Origin of the sequence: Lysobacter soli, assembly GCF_009755585.1 — a bacterium.
Classification (GTDB): domain Bacteria; phylum Pseudomonadota; class Gammaproteobacteria; order Xanthomonadales; family Xanthomonadaceae; genus Lysobacter_J; species Lysobacter_J soli.
On sequence record NZ_CP046603.1, the window covers coordinates 672803 to 694565 of the forward strand.

Sequence of the window (21763 nt, forward strand, 5' to 3'; positions counted from 1 at the left end):
AACTTGCGCATTGTTGGACTCCGGCAAGGGCGGCTTCGGCCGCCCTTGCTTTTGCCGGCACGTTGAAGCGTAGAAGCGTAGGTCGACGATGCTAGTGCTCGGTGCTGCGCCTTGCTCGTTTAAACTGCGCGCATGACCGCCATCCAGCTGATCGGCTTCGACGCCGACGATACCCTCTGGCGCAGCCAGGACTACTTCGACGACGCCCAGCTCGAGTTCGAGCGCATCGTCGGCACTTACGTCGATCTGCGCGACGCACGCGTGCAGGAGCGCCTGTACGAGGTCGAGAAGCGCAACATCGCGCTGTTCGGCTACGGGGTGAAGGGCATGGTCCTGTCGATGATCGAAGCGGCGGTGGACATCACCGCGCAGCGCATCGAAGCGCGCGACGTGCATCGCATCGTCGAACTCGGCAAGTCGCTGCTTCGGCATCCGGTGGAACTCCTCCCGGGCGTGCGTGAAGCAGTGGAGGCGATCGCCGCGGACTTCGACGTCGTGCTCATCACCAAGGGCGACCTCTTCCATCAGGAAGCGAAGGTGCGCCAGTGCGGTTTCGCCGACCTCTTCCGTCGCATCGAGATCGTCAGCGAGAAGGACAGGGCGACGTACGCGCGATTGCTGGAAGAGTTCCAGCTGCCGGCCGAGCGCTTCGTCATGGTCGGCAACTCGCTGCGTTCCGACATCGCGCCGGTGCTGGAACTGGGCGGGTGGGGCATCCACGTGCCGTACCACACGACCTGGAGCCACGAGACCGAGGCCGAGGTAGCCGACGACGCGCCACGCCTGCGCCGCATCGCCAGCGCGCACGAGTTGCCCGACGCCGTGCGTGCCCTGGCAGCGAAAGCTGCCTGAACACGTTCCCCAACGGCTGCTGAGCGTCCCCGGAGTACCCCGGCCGGATTAAAAATGCGTTCACCGCGGTAGTCGCATCTTGGCCGCAAGGCTCGCAGGGTGCGGGCAACCAGGAGCGCAGACATGTCCACCGTCCTGACCCGTTGGGTCGCCCCCGTGGTGCTGGCCGCAGGTTTCGGTGCAGTCGCCGCGACGGCGCCCGCACCGGCGCGTGCCGACGACCTGACCCGCGTGATCGTCGACGTCGCCGACGTGATCTACCACGCGGGCAACCCGTACTACCGCTACGACCGCGGCTATCGCGACCGCCTGGTCGTCGTCCACGACTATCGCGGCCGCCCAACCTACTACCGCAACGTCTACCGCGCCGGTCCGCCGTACGGCAACGCCTACGGGTACTGGAACAACGCGCCGCGCGGCAACTGCAACAAGCACGGCAAGTGCACCACGCACTACTACGACGCGCGTTACGACCATCGCCACGATCGTCGTTACGGCCGTGCCTACTATCGCAACGGCTATTCGAACTACGGCTACTACGACCGTCGCCATGACGATCGCCGTTATGATCGCCGCGATCGCCATGACCACGACCGCGATCGCCGCTGGCGCGACGACGACTGATCATGGCTGCGGACCACAACCGAATGCCCGACTGGCATTCCTTCGATGACGAAAGGAACTGGACGATGGCGATGACCTGGAAGGCACGGCTGGGCGCGATGCTCGTCGCTGCGGCGGCGACGCTGGGCCTGGGTGGAACGGCGTCTGCGCAGGACTACACGTTCGGCTGGAATCCGCGCTCGGGCGACGTGTGGGTCGACACGTGGCTGACCGACGTGAACCGCTACGGCGCGCGCTATCGCGATCCGTTCGTCGACGAGATGGTGCGTTACTACGGCGCGCCGCGCGAACTCGTCAACGAACTGCTCGGCGAGCGCCGCTGGGCGCCCGGCGACGTGTATTTCGCCTGTTCCATCGCGTCCGCGCTCGGTCGCCCATGCCGCTATGTCGCCGACATGTGGGAGCGCGACCATGCGCTGGGTTGGGGCGAGGTCGCGAAGAACCTGGGCATCAAGCCCGGTTCGCCGGAGTTCCATCGGCTGAAAAAGGGCTTCGTCCCCAGCTACGACCGATGGGGTCGCGACATCACGATCGATGCCGATCTCGCGCGCGATTTCCCGGGGCGTCCGCGCGATCCGGGCAAGGCCAAGGCGGCGCAGGCGAACAAGCACCACACGGACAACGGCAAGGCCGCGACGCACGGCAACGCGAAGAACGGCAATGCCGGAAAGGCGAACGGCAACGCAGGATCGAAGGGTGCTGCCGGCAAAAGCGACGCGCAGCTCAAGGGGCAGGGCAAGGGAAACCAGGACGCGAAGGGCCAGGGCAAGGGCAAGGGCTGATTCGCGACTCCGTTCGGCGCGACCTGCGGCGGCTTCGGCCGCCGCATGCGTTTGCACTTCGCGCCACTATCATGGCCGCATGAACGACAACGTCCGCATCGTCGGTTACGCCCCGCGCTGGCGCGCGGACTTCGCGCGTCTCAACATCGAATGGCTCGAACGCTGGTTCACGGTAGAACCCATCGACCGCGATGTGCTGGGCGACCCGGAAACGCACATCCTCGCCCCCGGCGGCCGCGTGTTGTTCGCCATCGACGAACACGACCGAGCCGTCGGCACCGTCGCGCTCAAGTACGAATCCGATGGCGTCTACGAACTCACCAAGATGGCGGTGGCACCCGAAGCGCGAGGAATGGGTGTCGGGCGCGCGCTGATGCTCGGCGCGCTCGACGCATTCGGCGAGCTGCAAGGTCGCGAACTGTTCCTGGAATCCAGCAGCAAGCTGGGCCCCGCGCTGGCGCTGTACGAAAGCGTCGGCTTCCGCCATTACCCCGCGCCGCGCCCGGGATCGCACTACGCGCGCGCCGACGTGTACATGGTGTGGGAGCCGGATCGGGCGGGCTAGTCGGGCGTTGACGGCGGAAATCGGCGAAAATCGCGCCAATGAGCCATTCGCCTGCCATTTCGCCGGACGCACTCCGCCTCTCCGTCGCCCCGATGATGGATGGGGCGGACGACAATAAAGGTCCATTTCAGATCAGTCACTTAAAGACTCGGTGAATCCCTCTGTAGCACTTTTGCTGCACTACGCTTGTGGGCTCCTTGCCAGCACGCCGTCGACGAGCTTGAGCAACTGATCGAGCATCCTAGGCCCGCCTCACCACTATCTAATCGGCGTTGGCGAACCTAAGCGCCTGGCCGATAGCGTTCATCGGGGTTGGGTAATCCGGCCGAGGCGCTGCTAATGTCCGCTTCCGAACCCATTGCGTCTGAGGTATACCCCGGGCACATGGGTCCATAGATTAGGTAGTTTGCGGCCTTGGGGGGGCGCATCGCATGCCAATGACGTTGTCGAGATCGGTCCTCACAGTACTAATTCCCGGGCTGATCGCCATTTGCCCTTGGCTCCTCGCCATCGTGCAATACACATCAGCCACCCTGGGCTTCGACAAGTACACGACACTCGCAAATGCGCTTGTCTTCTGCGCGGCGGCGGTAGTCGGCTCAATTTGCGAACGCATTGGCACATCCCTGGAATCTCGATGGGATAAGGAGCGAGACGGAGAGCTTCAGGTATCGGACCAGTGGTACACCTACCTGGCCCATACGCTGGACAAGGAGCCCGTCGGCTTCCGCTACCTAAGCAGGCTTGTCACGAGTCTCTATTTTGAGCTTGGCATGTTCGTAGCGGGCCCCAGTTTTGTTGCCGGTGTCACTGTGCTTGCAAGCCTCCGTTTCCCCGAATGGTCGGTCATCTTGGGCATAGTTGGCCTTGCGCTTGTGGTCTGCGCCGGGTTCTTCTTCCACGGCCAAGCCCGCGATACCCATCTGCTCTTGTGCAGAACCCGCGTCGAACTAAACCGGCGGTTAGCCCGCTGACAAACTAAAGCCGAAGCCGCTCCGCGGCTCGGCTTAATTCGGACTTTGGCGAATGGCAGCTTCTGCCCGATGCCGGACATGAGTTCCCGCGGGCGCGCGGCAGCGAAGCCAATGTCCGCTTTCGACCCAAAGGGGACACTCGACGGCTCGCAACTGACACGAAGCTTACGTTTCTCGCCCTAAGGCGGTTCAGCGAGCACAACTGTTCACTAGGTGAAGCGGAGTCTGCTCTGGCGAGGCTCATCTACATGCTGAGTTTTCGCGTGGTGTTGTCCCTCTTCACAGGCAAAGGCGTAGTCTGTTCCTTGCACAATGCCGTGCGAGTTGCGGCTTATCCTTGGAGAGCCTCGTGCACCTCCCTGCGCGAGGACATCATGAACATTCGTGTCTACTCAGCGCCTAAGGGCTATGTGCTCGTAGACGCCTTTACGTCCGCACCCAAGACTGTGCCCCCAGCCCAACTGGTGTTTAGCATCTCGGGTGATCGCTTGCCTCTACCAGTCGAACAGATGCTGGAAAGCGCGGTTGCGCAGAGCGGGATGCTTGAGCTTCGCGAAACGTGGGCGAACTATCTTTTTGGCGAGTACCCCGGTTGGGAGCGACACCAACGTCGTGCCCAGGAAGTGGTGGGATGAGTCATGAATTCGACCCCCATTAAGACGCGCCTCCAGATCGTTAGGGTGGTGACGACGCCCAATATCGAGCGTGCTTCTCGCGTTCTGCGGTCGGTAAGGTGATTCGGATGGCGATCAAGAGCAGTAAGCCTTCTAAGCCGCTGATTGCGATGTTTCGTTTCACGTTGGGAACCGACCAGAGCATCGGCCCTAAGGAGCTGCAGACGATCTGGATGCGGGCGTCGCAAAGGGCCGACGTGAGCGTTGGGTGCGTGGCGGGTCCAAGAGCAGAGGACAAGCCGACATACTCGCTCTATGCCACGCAGTCGCTTGAGGGGCTTGCCGAGGTAGAGACGCGCCTTCGCCGTCTGCTAGACCAGAGAAACCTTCGCGCTGCACTGCTCTGCGTGCATGCGGCGCAGTGTTAGGCAAGTGTCATGTTGAGGCGTACCCGGACACAGCTCCCATCATCGCCTCAATGATGATCATGTTTTACGACCAGCATATGGCTTTGGAGAATCTGCGCTTCTTCGCCAGAGGCGGACAGACACCGGAGTTCTACGATCTGCTCCGTTGGCACGTCCTGGATCTAGCTAAGCTATGGCCGACTTTGCCACTAAGTGACGAAGAGAACCTCGTGCTGGCTGGCAGCAAGGGCAGGCTGCTCTGTGAACTAGCCTATCTACGTAGTCTGGCAGTCTTAGAGAACGGGCCTGGGCTTTCCAACAGAACGCCCTAGTCGTTGGCTAGAGGGCGCCAAATGGCAGGGCCGCAAGACGATCAACCTCTCGCCGCGCCCTCTCTATGACCAACGCGTATGCCCCGATCGCTCCACCAGCAGCGCTGGGAAGTCTCGCGAAGAAGATGCGCGCAGCAATCTTCAGTTCGTAAAGATCAGATATCGTCACCGACGCGCACCAAGACGCGCTGGAAGTCTCTCTACGAAGCTCGACGCGGATTTCGCGGTCGCGGTACACGCATGGCGCGCTGTTCCAGACTATCCCGGTAGGAACACCATCCGAATTGAAGTCCCCCCGGTGGTACCGACGTCGCAGTACGCTATTGTCGAACGCGCGGCGGCTGGCATCCAGCAATTGGTTCCGCCACCAGTAGCTGAGGTCGCTTGGAACCTCTTCGCTAAGCGGAAGACCAGTTATTGCAAGATTCCATGAACTCCAATACTGGGACATGTCGGACGCCTCGTTCGCGGCGTATAGCATGGCGGCATCGATCCCTTCGATCACGCCTTGTAGATCTCTGCGCGTCCTCATGTGGCTCCTCTCTCGTTCCGATCGGACGTACGCGGCGCTGCGGCAAGCTGACACGTAGGCGATGCGTCCGCCAGGTTCTCAAGCACGGCGAGGTAGACAGGCGACCAACGTTGTGACTCACCAATTTCTTCTCCTTGTTCCCGTCCGGCCACAACGACGATCGCGCGGCAGGGCCGGCATTGACGAGAATCCGCCCTCCGTAAGCAGGTGAATCAACTCTGGAGTAGTTCGAACCTCCAGCTTGAATCGGATATGCTCTCGGTGAACCTTCACCGTCCTCACGGTAATGCCCAGCGCTTCCGCGACAACGGCGTTTGAGTCGCCATTCGACACATACTGAAGCACTTCGCGCTCTCGCGAACTGAGAGACTCTAAGCGGGCTCTTGCCACCGCGCAGCGCGAAAGCAGGTTGCGGATTCGCGCATCTCTCGCCAGCCCTTGCGACACCGCTTCGATTAGTAGATCTAGTTCCACGGGCTTCGTTAGCAAGTCAACCGCTCCGCTCTTCATGATCTCCACAGCGCATGCTATTTCGACCATGCCGGTGATGTAGATGATGGGAGGTACATGTCCGCGGCGAGCCAATTCAGCCTGAACATCCATGCCGCTTTTGCCCGGCATCATTAGGTCCAGGATGACGCAACCAGCATCACCGGGTTGATACACCTCAAGGAACTCTTCCCCAGAAGAGCTCGGAACTACCGTGTACCCATCTGACCAGAGCGCTCGTGATAGAGCTCTAAGCACATCGGGATCGTCATCAACCAAGTGTACGATTGGGTACATACTCGCTCCCTCACGACTTCGGACTCCGCCGGGTCCCATTGGCGTAGCGCTGGCTTCCCACTCAGTCAACGGTCTTTTATCGGCCAGAGGCGGGCCCATTCGTCCGCATTGCGCTCAGCATGCCCCTGCGCGATGCGCCCGAGCAGACGGCGGGATTCGTCCAAGGTTGCGGCAAGCTCCGCGCGGAGACGTCGACTTTCGTCGATCGCGGCTTCGTAGCGCGTGGGGACCGTATGTCGCTCAGGCTCGTCGATGAGACGAGCGATCGTAAGGGTATTCAAGAGTTGGGCCTGATGCGAGCTGCACGGAGGCCCAAGGCAGCAGCGCGATTTGATCGCCACGGTGCATCAGTAGTCGTACACCTGCGCGCGCGAGCTTGGCGTGAACGCCTCTTGCTAACCGGATAGACGCGGGCGAGGGCTCGTCGATGGAACGAGCGACCGTAGAAGTCTTCAACAGCCTTGTCTGGCGAGCTGCGGAGGCCGAAGCGGCAGCGCGATCTACTCGCTACGGTTCGTCGAGTCTACGCCGTCCGAAACTAGCTGCTTGACGTGCACGGCTCTTGCCCTCACCTCGGACAGACGCTGACGAGCTTTCGCAACGCCCAGTCGCATCTCCAACTGCGTCCTTCTCGAGGTTTCTATCGCGTCGTAGAAACGGCGCACTAGTGGATCGGAAGCTTTCGGATCTAGTCGCCTCGTGCTCATGGTGGCGAGTTCAACAGGGGTAGGCCACGTTATGTATGAGGCCGCTTACATCTGATCTTTGTGAAGGACATATCGGGCGAGACCGAGAGCGCTCGCTCGCAGGGCGTTTAGCAGAGAAGGCGCGTCACGGGCTTGTCACTCATAGGTTGCGAGGCTGGACGTGCAGGGACGGCTGATGCCTGTCGTTATCCGAGGCGGGAGAGAAGCCGTGCGACTGCTAATTGTTGAAGATGAACTGCCTCTTGCCGAGGTCATGGCGGCAGGTTTAGAGGTGAGCGGTTATCACGTTTGGCATACAGATAATGTCAGCCACGCGATCGCCCTGGCAGACGAGCATCGCTTCGACTGCGTCGTCCTTGATGTTGAGCTAGGACAACAAAGTGGCTGCGAGGTAGCGGATCATCTTGTGGCGATAAAGCTACCGTTCTTCTTTGCCACAGGCGCAGGTGACGGTGCAATCCCCGCTCGGCTTGCCGCCTATTCGGTGCTGGCCAAGCCCTTCACTCTCGCGAAGCTGGTTTTGTTTATAGAGCGTACCGCAACACCACAGTGAAGCCGTCGTACGATTCTCGCATGCTTCGCATCTCCACTTCGGGGGGCGAGAGCGGACATTAGCAGCCGTCGTGCCCAACGTCCTGCCCGAATGTGCTGTCGTCCAGGAGCGCCCCGCGGTGGAGTGGTAGTAGATGTTCTCGGCCTCTCTCGAATGGCGGCCACGCTGTGAATGGATGAGGCCACAGAAGAATGGCGAGGGACGCCCTCGCCATTCTCGTTAGGCACCCACCCGGTGACCGTTACTGCTTAGGCGGAATGTTGACCTTATCGATCCCATGGAGCAGACCATTGCTCGACCCGATGTCGGCCGAGGTGATCAGCGCTCCATCAATGCTGAGCTGGTCGTCCTTCAGGATGATCGGGGCCGACTGGCCGTTGACGGTCCTGGCAGCGTCCCACTTGCCAACGTCGGCCGTGGTCTTGCGGCCGCTAACAACATGATAGTTCAGCAGCGAGACGAGTTCTTCCTTGTTCTCGGGCTTGAACAGACTTTCCAGCTTGCCAGCCGGAAGCTTTTCAAATGCCGCATCCGTCGGTGCGAACACCGTGAAAGGGCCCGTGCCGCGCAGCGTTTCGGTCATGCCCGCGGCATCAAGTGCCTTGCCAAAAGTCCTGAAGGACCCATTGGCGGCGGCGGTGTCGACGAGATTCTTGCCGTTGGGAATGTTGGTTACGGTGTTCATACAGGATTGCCTCTTATATGGTCCGCTGTTTTGCGGAATCCAGGGCGGCCGAAGCCAGACCCCGCTCGAAGCGGGGCGAGTGAGGCTCAGTGCGGAGGAGGAGTGGAATTGCAGCGCGGCTGAGTGGCCGTTGCGACGTTGCATCGCAATGCACAAGGATCGTGCGCCGTTGAGCGTGAGTTGGGCGTGAGCTAGCCTCATCGCGGACCGGTGCTCGTTGGCCACGCGCCGCGGCTTGTACTCAGCAGCAGGAAGGGATCACCGCGCATGCTGGTGGCGTACCCAGCATGAATGTCATGCCTGGACGCGTCATTCACTCAACAAAATGAGCGCATAGTGTCGCAGGTTGCGAGCATGTATCGCTCCGTCTCAGTTGTGTTAGCCCCCAAGGCTGTGACCTCAAATCAGATCAGCCAATCGCGGGGCTGAGGACACTAATCATGAGAACGCTCATCGAAATGCTCGCATCACAGGTCACGCAGGCTATTGGGTCGTTGAGGGTGGATCGGCCACCGCAGCTACCAGACCCCGTGCGCGACGGGTGGCCAGTGCTAGCATTCACGCAACCATACTCGAGCCGAATGACTGCAAACCTTCGATCCTCGTCATTGCGTCGCAAGTCCTTCCGAAGATTCCTGCATATTGATCGGCCTACGCCGTAACACGGCGCGTCGCCGGCAGCCTTGCGCTGACCGGAGAGAAGGGCGACCGCTTCTCTAAGTCACGAGTAAGTAACATCAGTTGGCGCACTCTCGAATGACACTACGGCGCAACGTCGTACTGGCCATTCGGGCCGCACAGCACGCCACGCTCCTACCTTCCCTGAGCTAAGCGCCCCATGTCGGTCGGGGTTGGCTATTCGTTGGCGCTGCGGGCTATTTTTCATCACAACTCATCGCCGGCGAGTCACGGGAGTCGTTTCCTACGATGCCACCGCGACGGCTGGACGGAGCTCATCATGAACGGTGCAACTGCCCCGTTGTTCACAGACGTGCTCAAGTCAATACCGAGGTTTTTCGGCATCCGACTCGACGCCAGACCTGCCTACCGTATGGAGGATGTCGTGGGACCGGTCGAGATCAGGCGCTACGCGCCAGCCTTGTTTGTGCATACCTCTGCGGACGGAAGCCATGACGCGGCAGTGCGTGTCGCACGCGAGAAGCTAGAGGATTACATCTACGGCGACAACGAAGCCCTAGAGAAGATGGAGATGACCTATCCGACGTACCAGGGCGACGACGAATCCACGATGTTCCCCAGTGCTTTACGCATGCGCGAGAGGCACGGCTGGAGAGTTGCATTCTTTCTCTCCAACAACTTGGCCGCTGGAGAGGCGCCGCTACCGGACGATCCGGCGGTAAGAGTCCATGAATCGCCGGAAACATTGGTTGCCGTACTTGGATTCCGCGGTGCCGACACGGAGGAGAGCCGCACCGCTGCTAAGCGCGACCTAATGCAGACACTGTCGGGGTCACGGTGGGCAGCAGATGATCAGGTTTATTGGGCAAGTTATGACCAGGCGTTCGCCATTCCCTATCTCAAGAAGAATGAAGTTCATGTCCGTGTAGCGAACTCGAAGACGGAGATTGTCGTCTCGGCCAAGGTCGACGAGGCATGCAATAGCGACAGTGAAGCCGCAAACCAAGCCTAACCGCAGTACGTTCCGGAGAACTGAAATGCAAATCTTCACGAATGAAAAGAGAGATCTAGGCTTCATCCGTCCGATCACTGAGGACGCTTTGGCATTACAGCGCGCCGAGAACGAAGGGCTGCCTTCTCTGTCCCACCGCGATGAAGCGAGCCGTCTCTTCGCCCGCGTATCGATGAGCCTGCGAAAGGGGCTTAGTTCGGTCGCCGATGGGAATATGTTGACCCTCGAAGAACTCCTCGGGGCGGTCAACAAGGTGACGCGTAGCGACACACGATTGCGTCAGCAATGCGCCAACCTAGTTGCACTCTTGGCATCGGACATCCGGAACGCGAAGCAATTCTCGCTTGATAGCTGTCTCCGTGCTAGGCCGCTGCACGAGTGGCGCCAGCGCTACAACGGCTTAGATGTCTTGCGATAACCAACGGCCTACTTGCGAACTGGCCTCGACGTTCGCCTCATTAGTCCGGACGTAGCCGGGCTTCTGCCTAAGCAGTGAGGCTTGCGATTACGCGTTTGGCGCGAGCCCGTGATCATCTGCCATATGGTCCGCTTTGCAATCGACATTGCGAGCCGCTCCCATCCTGCCTGCGCGCCCGCTTCCGGCCAGAATCGGACATCTCGGTTCAGCGGCTAAACCCGGGGTCTATGCAGGTGGCTACTCGCATTTCGCCTCCTACGTCCCTCGGCTCTAAGAGCCGGGATGCCGTCCATCAACTGGAAGCGATCACTGTGGCCCTGCTGTAAGAGCTTTCGGACTGTGCCGAGCGCGACAGCCGGAACGATCTGATGTACCTGGCGCGCGGTCAGCATCTCCCCTTCGAACAGGAACCGTGTCACCTGAGGGTCTTGTGGCTGCGTCATAGGTCACGTTCCTTCACCAGCGCCCGGCGCGACAGATCCTCGCCAGCAAAGATGCTTTGGATCGCCATGCGCCAGCCCGAGGAGAAAGCCTTAGCCTCCGGTTCGCGTCCGAGCTCAAATACTGCTGCCATCTTCTCCAACGAGGCCAACGCATCAGCGCGCACCGCGGCGTCAATGCCTGACGAAGAGAGAATGGCGCTCAGTGCGGCTTCTAACGCAGCGACTCTTACCGCTGGTTACTGCTACCAGCTGGAACTCACGTGGATACACGAACACTCCTCTTCGACCTGTACGGCCCGTTGCTCACCTATGCGCAGCTCGCGAAGGTGCTGGCCCGTTTGTCTCTAAGAGGGCCTAGCTTGAGGCGCGCCAAGTCGGCCTTCTTTGTTCGGCCCCAAGGCTCGCCCTCGCGCTCGCGCCCCTCGTACCAAACCACCATATCCCCCAAGGTCATTCTCTTGCCGACGGGCTCGCCGCGGGCGCGCTGGGTGTCTAGATCGGCCTCGCGACGGGTCATCCATTCCTTGGCTAACGCCTTGGTGCCAAACGTCTCGGCCTCGGTGTGCACGAGCTTGCCATCGCGCTTGAGGCGAATTTGTGCGGTGTATCCTGTTGTGCCGTCCCTTCGGCGGCGAGCGGTGATGGTTCCCACGGTGCTACATGCCAGTTGGTGTAGCACGAACCGTAGCACTGAATCGGGCTAAATTCCCGAAAATCGCCGGAAATGGCGGTGAAACGAAGTGACCCAGAATGCCAATAGAATCAGCCTCAAAGCCACGCCAGTCATACGTTTCGGGTGATCTGAGGCTCTCCGTCGCCCCAATGATGGACTGGACGGACACGCACTGTCGTGTCTTCCATCGCCTGCTGGCGCCGCATGCGCGGCTGTATACGGAAATGGTGCATGCCAACGCGGTGATCCACGGCGATCGCGCGCGGTTGCTGGCGATGGATCCGGTGGAGCACCCGGTCGCGCTGCAGCTGGGCGGCAGCGAGCCGGAACTGCTGGGCGCGGCCGCGAAGATCGGCGCCGAGCACGGCTTCGATGAGATCAACCTCAACTGCGGTTGTCCGTCCGATCGCGTGCAGGCCGGGCGTTTCGGCGCGTGCCTGATGCGCGAGCCGCAACTCGTTGCAGACAGCGTCGCGGCGATGGTCGAAAACTGCGACGTGCCGGTGACGGTGAAGTGCCGGCTCGGTGTCGATGACGACCACGACTGGGATCGCTTCCTCGCCTTCATCGATACGGTCGCCAATGCGGGCTGCGGCATGTTCGTGATCCACGCGCGCAACGCGTGGCTGCAGGGACTTTCGCCGAAGGAGAACCGCGAAGTACCGCCGCTTCGCTACGACTGGGCGTACCGGCTCAAGCACGAGCGGCCGCAGCTGCAGATCGTCGTTAACGGCGGCATCGCGACGCAGGACGAGGCGACCTCGCACCTGGCGCACACCGATGGCGCCATGCTCGGTCGCGCGGCGTATCACGATCCGTATCTGCTGCACCGGCTGGATGTCGCATGGTTCGGCGGCGAGCTGCGCACGCGCGGTGAACTGCTGCGTGCGCTGCGGCCCTATGTCGAGGATCAGCTCGCGCGCGGCGTGTACCTGAAGCACATCACGCGCCACCTGCTCGGGCTGTTCGCCGGTGAACGTGGCGGCCGCGCGTTTCGCCAGGTGCTCAGCGAAGGCGCGCACAAACCCGGCGCGGACTGGTCGCTGGTCGAACAGGCCATCGAGATCACCGAATCCTTCGCGGGCGAACGCGTGGACGCCGCATGATCACGCGCGATGCCGCCGCGTTCTTCGCGCACGCCCGCACGCTGCGGGCCGATTTCGGCCCGGCGACCGCGCAGGCCGCGTTCCTCGTCGCGCCCGAAGGCTTCAGCCTGGCCGAGCAGTCGGCGCAGGACAATCGTTACATGGCGCAGACGTCGGGTTTCGACGCCGAATGCGCGATGGCGCAGCACCGCGCGTTGCATCGGGCGATGTCGCAGGTGGTGCCGACGGTGTGTTTCGCCGGCGATGCGGACACGCCCGATGCGGTGTTTCCGAACAACGTCTTCGCCACGGCCGCGGGACGATACGTCGTCGGGCGCATGCGCCATCCGGTTCGCCAGCGGGAAGCCGCACGTGCCGACATCCGCAACTTCCTCGGTGGCGTGATGGATTACGCCGAGATCGACCTCTCCACGCAGCCGCACGCCTGCGAGCTGACCGGCTCGATGGTGATCGACCGCGCGCGCGGCCTTGGACTGTGCGGGCTCTCGGAGCGGTGCGACGAGGAGGGCGCCCGGCTCATGCACGAGGCGTTCGGCTTGCGCGCGACGCTGACGTTCGACCTCGCGCCGGGCGAATACCACGCCAACGTCGTCCTGGCCGTGCTGGCGGGGCGGGCGGCGATCGTCAGCCCGAGCGGCTTCGCCGACACCGGGGTGGCCCGGGCCATTGCCGACTTCTACGCTCCCAACGCCATCGTGCTGTCGGAGGCCGAGCACGCCGCCTTCGCCGGCAACGCCATCGCGCTGTCGGCCGACACCGTCTGGATGAGCGCCCGGGCCGATGCGGCGCTCGACCCGCGCAACCGGCAGCTGCTGGCGGCGGCGGGCTTCCAGGTGCGGGCCGTCGAACTGGACGCCATCGAGGCCGGCGGCGGCTCGTTGCGGTGCTGCATCGCCGAGATCTTCTAGGCCGGGACGCGCTGGAATCGAGCCGACCGGCGCCAAGGTCTGAATGCCGACCGCCCGCAATCAGAAAAGTTCAGACCGGATTCACCGCTTCGTTTCGAGAATGCACACTGTCGCACGGCCGTGCGATATTGCCCTGTTCGCGTGCCCAGTCTCGATGAAGATGCCGTCTTCTTTCCGCTCCATTCCGCTCCTCCTGTGCGCCGCGCTGCTTGCGTCGGCGGGGAGTGCATGGGCGCAGGATCGTGGCGGTCCCCCGGAGCGTGGCGACCGGGGGCACGGCCGAGGCAACGACCGGCAGGCCCTGTCCGACTCGGTGCGCCGGGTCGAACGCCGCACCGGCGGGCAGGTCCTCAGCGCCGAGCGTGTTCCTTACGACGGCCGCGACGTCAACCGCGTGAAGGTGGTCGATTCCAGCGGCCGAGTCCGCATCTACATGGACGACCCGCAGGTGCGAGAGCGCCAGCAGCAGGAAAACCGTACACGCCGCGACGACGACTGACCCGCCACGCTCTCGGAGGCCCTCCGATAGCGGCCTAGACAGAACGACAGACATTGGAGTCCACATGCGAATTCTGCTGGTCGAAGACGAAGCTCCGCTGCGCGAAACCCTCGCCGCCCGCCTGAAGCGGGAAGGGTTCGCAGTGGATGCCGCCCAGGACGGCGAAGAAGGCCTCTACATGGGCCGCGAAGTACCGTTCGACCTGGGCATCATCGACCTGGGCCTGCCGAAGATGTCGGGCATGGAGCTGATCAAGGCCCTGCGCGACGAAGGCAAGAAATTCCCCGTGCTGATCCTCACCGCCCGCTCCAGCTGGCAGGACAAGGTCGAGGGTCTGAAGCAGGGCGCCGACGACTATCTCGTCAAGCCGTTCCATATCGAAGAGCTGCTGGCGCGCCTCAACGCGCTGGTCCGCCGCGCCGCCGGCTGGAGCAAGCCGACGCTGGAATGCGGCCCGGTCGTCCTCGACCTCGCGGCGCAGACGGTGAGCGTCAACGGCAGCAACGTCGACCTGACCAGCTACGAGTACAAGGTGCTCGAGTACCTGATGATGCACGCCGGCGAGCTGGTCTCGAAGGCGGATCTCACCGAGCACATCTACCAGCAGGATTTCGACCGCGACTCCAACGTGCTGGAAGTCTTCATCGGCCGCCTGCGCAAGAAGCTCGATCCGGATGGCTCGCTCAAGCCGATCGAGACCGTCCGCGGTCGCGGCTACCGCTTCGCCATCGCGCGCAGCGGAGACTAAGCACCAGCGCACGGATTCGATGTTCCAGCAGCGCCGGGCGTCGGCGGATCATCGTCAACGCGCGGCGCGCTGGGTAACCTTGGCGGCGATGCCGTCGCCCGTTCCTTCCGACCCGTCCCCATGCCACGCCGATCGCCACAGGTGAGCTGGGGCCAGCCGCGTTCGCTCCAGGCGCGCCAGCTGCTGGCGGCGAGCCTGGGGCTGGTGGCGTTCCTCGCGCTGGCCGGCTACGCGCTCGACCGCGCGTTCCTGGAGACGGCCGAAAGCAACATGCGCCAGCGCCTGCGCAGCCTCGCGCTGGCGTACGTCGCGGGCGGCGAGTTCGCCCGCAACGGCGAGTTCATTCCGCCGTACGAAACGGTCGATCCGCGTCTCGAACGACCGGGCAGCGGCCTGTACGCGGAAGTCGTGCTGCCGAACGGGCACTGGGATTCGACGTCGGCGCAGGGCCCGATCCTTCCCGCCGGCAAGATGCTCGAACCCAACGAGGAAACCTTCGAGCGCGCACTGCCGATCACCGAGATCAGTGGCGAAGCGGGCGAGGCCTACCGGTACGGCCGCGGACTCATCTGGAGCGCCGGCAGCGACGATGCGCGATCGGAGTTCCCGTACACGATCTACGTGCTTGAAGACACGACCGCGTTGAGCCGCCAGGTCAGCGTGTTCCGCCAGGCGCTGTGGCGTTATCTCGGTGGCGCGGGGTTGATCCTGCTGCTGTTGCAGGCGGTGATCCTTCGCTGGAGCCTGCGCCCGCTCAAGCGCGTGGTCGACGAACTCAAGCGCGTGCAGCGCGGCCTCGCCTCGCGCATGAGCGGTCGCCATCCGCGCGAACTCGAACCGCTCACCGAAAGCATCAACGCCTTCATCGAAAGCGAGCGCGAAAACCTCGACCGCCAGCGCAACACGCTGGCCGACCTGGCGCACAGCCTGAAAACGCCGCTGGCCGTGCTGCGCGCGCGCAGCGGCGAAGACGTGCCCGTGCAGGAGCTGCGCGAGGAAATCGACCTGCAGGTGCGTCGCATGAGCGACCTGGTGTCGTACCAGCTCGCACGCGCCGCGCGTTCGGGCCACGTGCTGTTCGCCGCGCCGCTGGAAATCGAGCCGTATGCCGACCAGATCGTGCGCAGCCTGGAGAAGATCTACGCGTCGAAGGGCGTGATCTGCGAATTCGACATCGACGCCGGCGCGCGTTTCTACGGCGAGCCCGGTGACCTGCAGGAAGTGCTCGGAAACCTCATCGAGAACGCCTTCAAGTGGGCGCGCTCGCGCGTGCTGCTGACGGTGAAGGAAGGCGAGCTCGCACCGAACCGGCGGCCCGGCCTGCTGATGGCGGTCGACGACGACGGCCCCGGCGTGCCGGAAGACAAGATCGACCTCGTGCTGCAGCGTGGCGTGCGTGGCGACGAGCGCGTGCAGGGCCACGGCATTGGCCTCGCGACCGTGCAGGATGTGGTGCGCAGCTATCGCGGCACGCTGGACGTCAGCCGTTCGAGCGAACTGGGCGGTGCGCACTTCGAAGTCGTGATTCCGCCGGGCCTTTGACGGGCGCGGCGATCACGCGAACGGCGACGGTCCGTAGAAACGTTCCAGATGCGCTGCGACCTGCGGCATCTCCGCGCGCAGCGTCTGCGGATCGCTGAAGTGGTACTCGGTGACGACGGCGAAGAATTCCTCGGGCGCTTCGGCGGCGTAGCCGTCGATGGCCGTGTCGCGGCCGCGATCCACCTGCTTCGCAAGCTTGTCGTACGCCGTCTGGAAATCGCGCGCCCACTCCTTCTGCCACGGGCGGGGCAGGGGAGGCGTTCCGTCGAGCGCGCCGTCGAGCGCGTCGATCTTGTGCGCCATCTCGTGCGCGGCCACGCAGAAACCGGCATTGGGATCCTCGCAGTCGGCGGCGATGTCGGCCCACGAGAGGATCATCGGCCCCGTTTCCCACGCTTCGCCGATCAGTTCGTCTTCCCACTCGTGCAGCACGCCGGCCGCATCGACGTGCGTGCGGTTCACGCGGAACGCGTCGGGATAGACGATCAGCTGCGACCAGCCGCGCAGGCCTTCGGCGCCGAATTCCAGCAGCGGCAGGCAGCACAACGCGGCGAGGCTGACGCGCTGTTCGTCGTCCAGCGCGAGTTCGCCGATGGGCGTGATCGTCTTCTCGTGCAGGAAGCGAACGGCGAGTTCGCGCAGGCGTGCGTCGCGGGACGTATCGAGCGCGCGCAGCCACGGCACGCGCACTTGCGCGGCGTGCCACAACTCGTCGGGAATGGGCGCGGGCGAAAGCCGCAGGCGCCGGAAGAAGCTCAGCAAATCACGACGCCCGCGAACGGATCAGCGGAACATGCCCGGCAGGAAGCTGTGCCAGCGCGGCGACTGCATGCGGCCGGCGCTGCCGGCGGCATCGCTGTGGACGCTCGGGCGGGCAGGCTTGACGTCACGGACGGGGGCGGTCGCGCGCGGGGTCGCACGTGCGTTGTCGCGTGCGATCGAGGACGCTTCCGGGCAGCTGCCGCTGTTCGCGGAGCTGAGCTTGATCTCGCGCGCAGCCACGGTCGAGCTGGCGACCACGATCAGCAGGCACAGGCAGATCCGGAGCATGGCGGAATCCTCGGACGGACCCGGGGTAGACCCCGGGTAATGCTGGACTATAGCGCGAAAAAAGGGCGTCGACCGGGCGGGCGGATGGTGCATGGCAACAACTCTCCGTGTTCAGGCGGGTGCCGCCGGTGCCGGCGGTGTCGTCGATCCGGACGACGCCTTTCCGACGCCATCATCTCCTATCGATGCGCCCGTGGCGCAAAGCGTTGCAACGCTTCATCGCGCCCGGCCATCGTCCCGCCGAATCGCCGCCCGTGGTGTCCCCGGAACGGCATTCCGCCCGCCTTCGGCATGCCATAACGCCGTTCGTCGGCCGTGACCCGCTCCCGCATAATTCCCGCCCATGATGCCCGCCCGCCCCGACTTCGCCGCCCATTCCTGCGCCGGCCCGACCGCGATCCGGTCGGCCCGCTGATGGACGACCGTCACCTGCTCCAGCGGCTGATCGCCGGCCCGGTGTCGGGCGACGCCCTGGCGCGCGAAGCCGGGCAGACCCGCGCCGCCGTGTGGAAGCGCATCGAGGCCCTGCGCGAGGCAGGCGTGCCGATCGAAGCGCGGGCCGGGCGCGGATACGCGCTTGCGACCCCCATGGACCTGCTCGACGCCGAAGCGATCCGCGCCGGGTTGCCCCCGGCAGTGCAGGGATCGCTGGCGTCGCTCGATACCGCGTGGTCCATCGATTCGACCAATACCGAACTGCTCCGCCGGCCCTCGCCCGAGCGTGGTGCGCAGGTGCTGCTGGCCGAGCGCCAGACCGGCGGCCGCGGCCGTCGTGGGCGCCAGTGGGCGTCGCCGCTTGCCGCGCACCTGTACCTGTCGGTATCGCGCCAGTTCGGCGGGGGGCTCGCGAGGCTGGGCGGGCTGAGTCTGGTCGCCGGGGTCGCTGCGGCGGAGGCGCTGCGTTCCGAGGGATTCGCCGTGCAACTGAAGTGGCCGAACGACCTCGTCGTGCCCGCCGCGGACGGCACGCTGCGCAAGCTGGGCGGCATCCTCGTCGAGGGCGGCGGCGAACACGCCGGGCCCGTGCGCGCGGTGATCGGCATGGGCATCAACGTGCGCATGCCGGCCGCTGTCGCCGCCGGCATCGACCAGCCGTGGAGCGACCTGGCGGGATTGTCCGACGCATCGCCGGACCGCAATCGGGTCGCCGCGGCCGTGCTCGCGAGGTTGCTGCCGGCCTTGGAAGAATTCGATGCGGACGGCCTTGCGCCGTTCCGCGAGCGCTACGCCGCGCTCGATGCATTGGCCGAACGTCCGGTCACCTTGCACACCACGACCGGCGAACTGCGCGGCGCCGCGCTCGGCCTCGCCGACGATGGCGCGCTGCGCGTGCGTCTGGACGACGGCGAAGAACGCAGTTTCCATTCCGGCGAAGTCAGCGTCCGCAGCGGGGCATCGGCATGAGCGCGTGGTTGTTCGACCTTGGCAACACGCGCCTGAAATGCACGCCGCTGCGTGCGGACGGTTCCATCGGCGACGCGATCGCGCTGCCGCATCGCGAAGAGGATGTCGCTGCCGCGATGGCGCAGCACCTGCCCGCGCGCATCGACGTCGCCTACCTCGCGAGCGTCGCGCAACCGACGTTGCGCGTAGCGGTGCTCGATGCGCTGGCGTCGCGTTGCGGCAGGATCTCCATTGCACGCACGCAGCTGCGTTTCGACGAACTGCGCATCGCCTATGCCGATCCGCGAAAGCTCGGCGTCGACCGCTTCCTCGCGCTGCTTGGCACCCGCACGCGCGCACGCGGGCCGGCGCTGGTGTGCGGCGTCGGCACGGCGCTGACGATCGACCTGGTTGACGCGGACGGCCTCCATCTCGGCGGTCGCATCGCGCCGTCGCCCACGCTGATGCGCGAAGCGCTGCATGCACGCGCGCCGCAGTTGCCGGAGGTGGGCGGCGTGTACGAGGACTTCGCGTCCGATACCGAAGACGCGCTTGCGTCCGGTTGCGAAGGCGCGGGCGTCGCGCTGATCGAGCAGAGCCTGGCGGCCGCGACGGCCCGCCTCGGGGCCGCGCCGACGGTCCTGTTGCACGGCGGTGGGTCGGAGGCGCTGGCCCGACACCTGCCGAACGCGACCGAGGTCGCAACGCTGGTGCTGGAAGGCCTGGCCCGCTGGGCCTGCGTCGAAACGGCCGCTTAGAATCGCCCCATGCTCGCTCGCGCCCTGGTCGTCCTGCTGCTGGTGCTCAATCTCGGTGTCGCCGCGTGGTGGACGCTGCGCGCGCCGCCGGCGGCCGCGCCCGACTTCGTGCCGCCTGCCGACGTCGCGCGGCTGCAACTGGTGAGCGAAACGAAGAAGGCCGCGAGCGCACCCGCGCCCACCGTGGCGCCCACGACCGCTCCGGCCGCGCCAGCGATCGCACCTGCCGCGCCTTCGACCCCGGTCGCCAGCGCGGTTCCGACCAGCGCTGCACCGAACGCGCGCTGCTACAGCATCGGTCCCTTCGCCAATAGCGCCGCCGCCGCGAACGCGCGCGAGGTGCTGATGGCGGTCGCGTCCCGCGTCGTGCCGCGCGAGCAACGCAGCGGCAGCAGCGCACGCGGCTGGCGCGTGTACCTGCCGCCGATGGCCAGCCTGCCCGAGGCGCAGGCCGCCGCGCAGCGCATCACCGCCGCCGGTTTCAACGATTACTTCATCGTCCGCCAGGGGGGCGAGGCGAATTCCATCGCACTGGGTCGCTACCGCAACGAGGATTCCGCGCGCCGTCGCGCCGACAGCCTCACCGCCGCCGGTTTCGCCGTGCGTGCCGAGCCGCTGGGCGAGGGCGGGCCGTCGACGGTGTGGCTGGACCTGATCGCCAAACCCGAGTTCGACCCCGCGCGCGCCGAAGCCGCGGTGCAGGTGCCGGCCCGCGAACTCGACTGCGCGCGCATCCGCTGACGCATCGACACCAACCTGCGCGGCCGCGCAGGCTAGAATGCCCTTCTTCGCCGGCATAGCTCAGTTGGTAGAGCAACCGCCTTGTAAGCGGTAGGTCGTCAGTTCGATTCTGACTGCCGGCACCAGACGAGGACGCCGTTCGATGAGTCGCACCTATCCTCCCGTTTCGCTGATCGGCGCGCCGACGGACGTTGGCGCAGGCCACCGCGGCTCGCGCATGGGCCCCGAAGCGCTGCGCATCGCGGGCCTGGGCGAGGCGCTCATCAAGCGCGGCGTGGACGTGATCGATCGCGGCAACCTCGACGGTCCGCGCAATCCCTGGCAGAAGCCCGTCGAAGGCTACCGCCACCTGCCCGAAGTGGTCGCGTGGAACCGCGCGGTGATGGACGCCGTCGGCGCGGAGCTCGACGAAGGCCGTATGCCGATCCTGCTCGGCGGCGATCACTGCCTGGGGCTGGGATCGATCACCGCCGTCGCGCGCCATTGCCGCACGACCGGCAAGCAGCTGCGCGTGCTGTGGCTGGACGCGCATGCCGACTTCAATACGCACCAGGTCACGCCGTCGGGCAACGTGCATGGCATGCCCGTGGCCTGCCTGTGCGGGCTGGGTCCGGATGCGTTGACCAAACTCGGCGGCGAAGCCCCGGCGGTGCGGCCGGACGAAATCCGCCAGATCGGCATCCGTTCGGTCGACGAGGGCGAAAAGCGCCTCGTGCAGGAGTACGGCCTGGACGTGTACGACATGCGCTACATCGACGAGATCGGCATGAAGCGCGTGATGGAGGAAGCGCTGGAAGGCGTGGACGACAACACGCACCTGCATGTCAGTTTCGACGTGGATTTCCTCGACCCCAGCATCGCGCCGGGCGTAGGCACCACGGTGCCGGGCGGGCCGAACTACCGCGAGGCGCAGCTGGTGATGGAGATGATCGCCGACACCGGCCGCATGGCCTCGCTGGACATCGTCGAGCTCAACCCGATCATCGACAAGCGCAACCGCACCGCGCGGCTGGCGGTGGACCTGGTGGAAAGCCTGTTCGGCAAGTCCACGCTGATGCGCGACTGAACCGTCGGCACGCCCGCCGCAGGACCGGCCCGGCCGGCAGGTGCGGCGCCCGCGCGGGCATGCGATCCTTCGGCCCCAATCGATCACGTCTCCCGGAGAGACCATGAAGCGCTCCATCGCCACGCTGCTGCTCGTCGCCCTGTCGCTCGTCCTGCTCAACGGCTGCAACACCATGGAAGGCCTGGGCAAGGATGTCGAAAAGCTTGGCCAGAAGATCGACCAGAAGGCGAGCAACTGATCGGCGCATCGCAGCGCCCGACATCGCGATCGCGACCAAGGCCGGCACCCGCCGGCCTTTGTTTTTCAGGGCGGTCATCGCCCGTTGGGGTGGCATCCACCCCGCTTTCACGGCACCTCGCGTCAG

At 64.6% G+C, this 21763-nt stretch carries 25 protein-coding genes and 1 tRNA gene; 20 read left to right on the plus strand and 6 right to left on the minus strand.

Annotated features, from left to right (window positions below; genetic code table 11):
- Window positions 1–132 precede the first annotated feature (132 nt).
- From GOY17_RS03005 to GOY17_RS18725, 6 genes are all read left to right on the plus strand, one after another.
- On the plus strand, window positions 133–852 hold the full coding sequence (locus tag GOY17_RS03005) for an HAD family hydrolase (RefSeq protein ID WP_157029276.1): 720 nt from the start codon (window positions 133–135) through the stop codon (window positions 850–852).
- Window positions 853–975: 123 nt separating this feature from the next.
- Window positions 976–1476, plus strand: coding sequence for a hypothetical protein (locus GOY17_RS03010; RefSeq protein ID WP_157029277.1), 501 nt, complete (start codon window positions 976–978; stop codon window positions 1474–1476).
- Between the two features lie 65 nt (window positions 1477–1541).
- A complete protein-coding gene (locus GOY17_RS18715) occupies window positions 1542–2258 on the plus strand; it encodes a hypothetical protein (protein WP_198173797.1) in 717 nt (238 codons plus the stop codon).
- 79 nt (window positions 2259–2337) lie between these two features.
- Window positions 2338–2823, plus strand: a complete 486-nt coding sequence (locus GOY17_RS18720) for a GNAT family N-acetyltransferase (protein ID WP_181902703.1) — start codon at window positions 2338–2340, stop codon at window positions 2821–2823.
- 431 nt (window positions 2824–3254) lie between these two features.
- A complete protein-coding gene (locus tag GOY17_RS03020; RefSeq protein WP_157029279.1) occupies window positions 3255–3797 on the plus strand; it encodes a hypothetical protein in 543 nt (180 codons plus the stop codon).
- 374 nt (window positions 3798–4171) lie between these two features.
- Window positions 4172–4432 carry a hypothetical protein gene (locus GOY17_RS18725; RefSeq protein ID WP_198173798.1) on the plus strand — a complete coding sequence of 87 codons (261 nt, stop codon included), beginning with the start codon at window positions 4172–4174 and terminating at the stop codon, window positions 4430–4432.
- A gap of 1367 nt (window positions 4433–5799) precedes the next feature.
- Here the strand turns inward: GOY17_RS18725 and GOY17_RS03025 are convergent.
- Window positions 5800–6468: a response regulator transcription factor gene (locus GOY17_RS03025; RefSeq protein ID WP_198173799.1), complete on the minus strand. Its 669-nt coding sequence runs from the start codon at window positions 6466–6468 to the stop codon at window positions 5800–5802.
- A gap of 65 nt (window positions 6469–6533) precedes the next feature.
- Window positions 6534–6749 (minus strand): hypothetical protein, encoded by a 216-nt coding sequence (locus GOY17_RS18730; RefSeq protein WP_198173800.1) that lies wholly within the window; start codon window positions 6747–6749, stop codon window positions 6534–6536.
- A gap of 634 nt (window positions 6750–7383) precedes the next feature.
- Between GOY17_RS18730 and GOY17_RS03030 the strand changes: the two genes are divergently transcribed.
- Entirely contained in the window at window positions 7384–7728 is a 345-nt protein-coding gene (locus tag GOY17_RS03030) for a response regulator (protein WP_198173801.1), read from the plus strand.
- 241 nt (window positions 7729–7969) lie between these two features.
- Here GOY17_RS03030 and GOY17_RS03035 read toward each other — a convergent pair whose 3' ends face one another.
- Window positions 7970–8413, minus strand: coding sequence for a fasciclin domain-containing protein (locus GOY17_RS03035; RefSeq protein WP_157029282.1), 444 nt, complete (start codon window positions 8411–8413; stop codon window positions 7970–7972).
- 958 nt (window positions 8414–9371) lie between these two features.
- Between GOY17_RS03035 and GOY17_RS03040 the strand changes: the two genes are divergently transcribed.
- Together GOY17_RS03040 and GOY17_RS03045 are read left to right on the plus strand one after the other, a co-directional pair.
- Window positions 9372–10064, plus strand: coding sequence for an SOUL family heme-binding protein (locus GOY17_RS03040; RefSeq protein WP_198173802.1), 693 nt, complete (start codon window positions 9372–9374; stop codon window positions 10062–10064).
- 25 nt (window positions 10065–10089) lie between these two features.
- Window positions 10090–10482 carry a hypothetical protein gene (locus GOY17_RS03045; protein WP_157029284.1) on the plus strand — a complete coding sequence of 131 codons (393 nt, stop codon included), beginning with the start codon at window positions 10090–10092 and terminating at the stop codon, window positions 10480–10482.
- Window positions 10483–11232: 750 nt separating this feature from the next.
- On the opposite strand, the gene GOY17_RS03050 is transcribed toward GOY17_RS03045, so the two are convergent.
- The gene (locus GOY17_RS03050) at window positions 11233–11577 is read right to left on the minus strand and encodes a hypothetical protein (protein ID WP_157029285.1); all 345 of its coding nucleotides are present in this window, start codon (window positions 11575–11577) and stop codon (window positions 11233–11235) included.
- Window positions 11578–11675: 98 nt separating this feature from the next.
- Here GOY17_RS03050 and dusA point away from each other — a divergent pair, with 98 nt between their 5' ends.
- The 5 genes from dusA (at window position 11676) to GOY17_RS03075 (ending at window position 16401) form a co-directional block, all read left to right on the plus strand.
- Complete coding sequence (gene dusA / locus GOY17_RS03055; protein WP_157029286.1) at window positions 11676–12704, plus strand: tRNA dihydrouridine(20/20a) synthase DusA; 1029 nt, start codon at window positions 11676–11678, stop codon at window positions 12702–12704.
- Window positions 12701–13612, plus strand: coding sequence for an arginine deiminase-related protein (locus tag GOY17_RS03060; protein WP_157029287.1), 912 nt, complete (start codon window positions 12701–12703; stop codon window positions 13610–13612). The genes dusA and GOY17_RS03060 overlap by 4 nt, the downstream gene beginning before the upstream one ends.
- Before the next feature lie 43 nt (window positions 13613–13655).
- On the plus strand, window positions 13656–14111 hold the full coding sequence (locus GOY17_RS19125; protein WP_425482283.1) for a PepSY domain-containing protein: 456 nt from the start codon (window positions 13656–13658) through the stop codon (window positions 14109–14111).
- 64 nt (window positions 14112–14175) lie between these two features.
- The gene (locus GOY17_RS03070; RefSeq protein ID WP_115841270.1) at window positions 14176–14859 is read left to right on the plus strand and encodes a response regulator transcription factor; all 684 of its coding nucleotides are present in this window, start codon (window positions 14176–14178) and stop codon (window positions 14857–14859) included.
- A gap of 120 nt (window positions 14860–14979) precedes the next feature.
- Window positions 14980–16401 (plus strand): ATP-binding protein, encoded by a 1422-nt coding sequence (locus GOY17_RS03075; RefSeq protein WP_115841271.1) that lies wholly within the window; start codon window positions 14980–14982, stop codon window positions 16399–16401.
- Between the two features lie 12 nt (window positions 16402–16413).
- Here the strand turns inward: GOY17_RS03075 and GOY17_RS03080 are convergent, their stop codons facing one another.
- Window positions 16414–17163: a M90 family metallopeptidase gene (locus GOY17_RS03080; protein WP_425482284.1), complete on the minus strand. Its 750-nt coding sequence runs from the start codon at window positions 17161–17163 to the stop codon at window positions 16414–16416.
- Between the two features lie 21 nt (window positions 17164–17184).
- Window positions 17185–17451 carry a hypothetical protein gene (locus GOY17_RS03085; RefSeq protein WP_157029288.1) on the minus strand — a complete coding sequence of 89 codons (267 nt, stop codon included), beginning with the start codon at window positions 17449–17451 and terminating at the stop codon, window positions 17185–17187.
- A 414-nt stretch (window positions 17452–17865) separates the two neighbouring features.
- Here GOY17_RS03085 and birA point away from each other — a divergent pair, with 414 nt between their 5' ends.
- From birA to GOY17_RS03115, 6 genes are all read left to right on the plus strand, one after another.
- A complete protein-coding gene (birA, locus tag GOY17_RS03090) occupies window positions 17866–18855 on the plus strand; it encodes a bifunctional biotin--[acetyl-CoA-carboxylase] ligase/biotin operon repressor BirA (protein WP_157029289.1) in 990 nt (329 codons plus the stop codon).
- The gene (locus GOY17_RS03095; protein ID WP_157029290.1) at window positions 18852–19592 is read left to right on the plus strand and encodes a type III pantothenate kinase; all 741 of its coding nucleotides are present in this window, start codon (window positions 18852–18854) and stop codon (window positions 19590–19592) included. The genes birA and GOY17_RS03095 overlap by 4 nt, the downstream gene beginning before the upstream one ends.
- 9 nt (window positions 19593–19601) lie before the next feature.
- On the plus strand, window positions 19602–20333 hold the full coding sequence (locus GOY17_RS03100) for an SPOR domain-containing protein (protein WP_157029291.1): 732 nt from the start codon (window positions 19602–19604) through the stop codon (window positions 20331–20333).
- A gap of 49 nt (window positions 20334–20382) precedes the next feature.
- Window positions 20383–20458: transfer RNA gene (locus tag GOY17_RS03105), tRNA-Thr, on the plus strand.
- 17 nt (window positions 20459–20475) lie between these two features.
- The gene (gene rocF, locus GOY17_RS03110) at window positions 20476–21399 is read left to right on the plus strand and encodes an arginase (protein ID WP_157029292.1); all 924 of its coding nucleotides are present in this window, start codon (window positions 20476–20478) and stop codon (window positions 21397–21399) included.
- A 103-nt stretch (window positions 21400–21502) separates the two neighbouring features.
- Entirely contained in the window at window positions 21503–21637 is a 135-nt protein-coding gene (locus GOY17_RS03115) for an entericidin A/B family lipoprotein (protein WP_115841277.1), read from the plus strand.
- The last annotated feature ends 126 nt before the right edge of the window (window positions 21638–21763 follow it).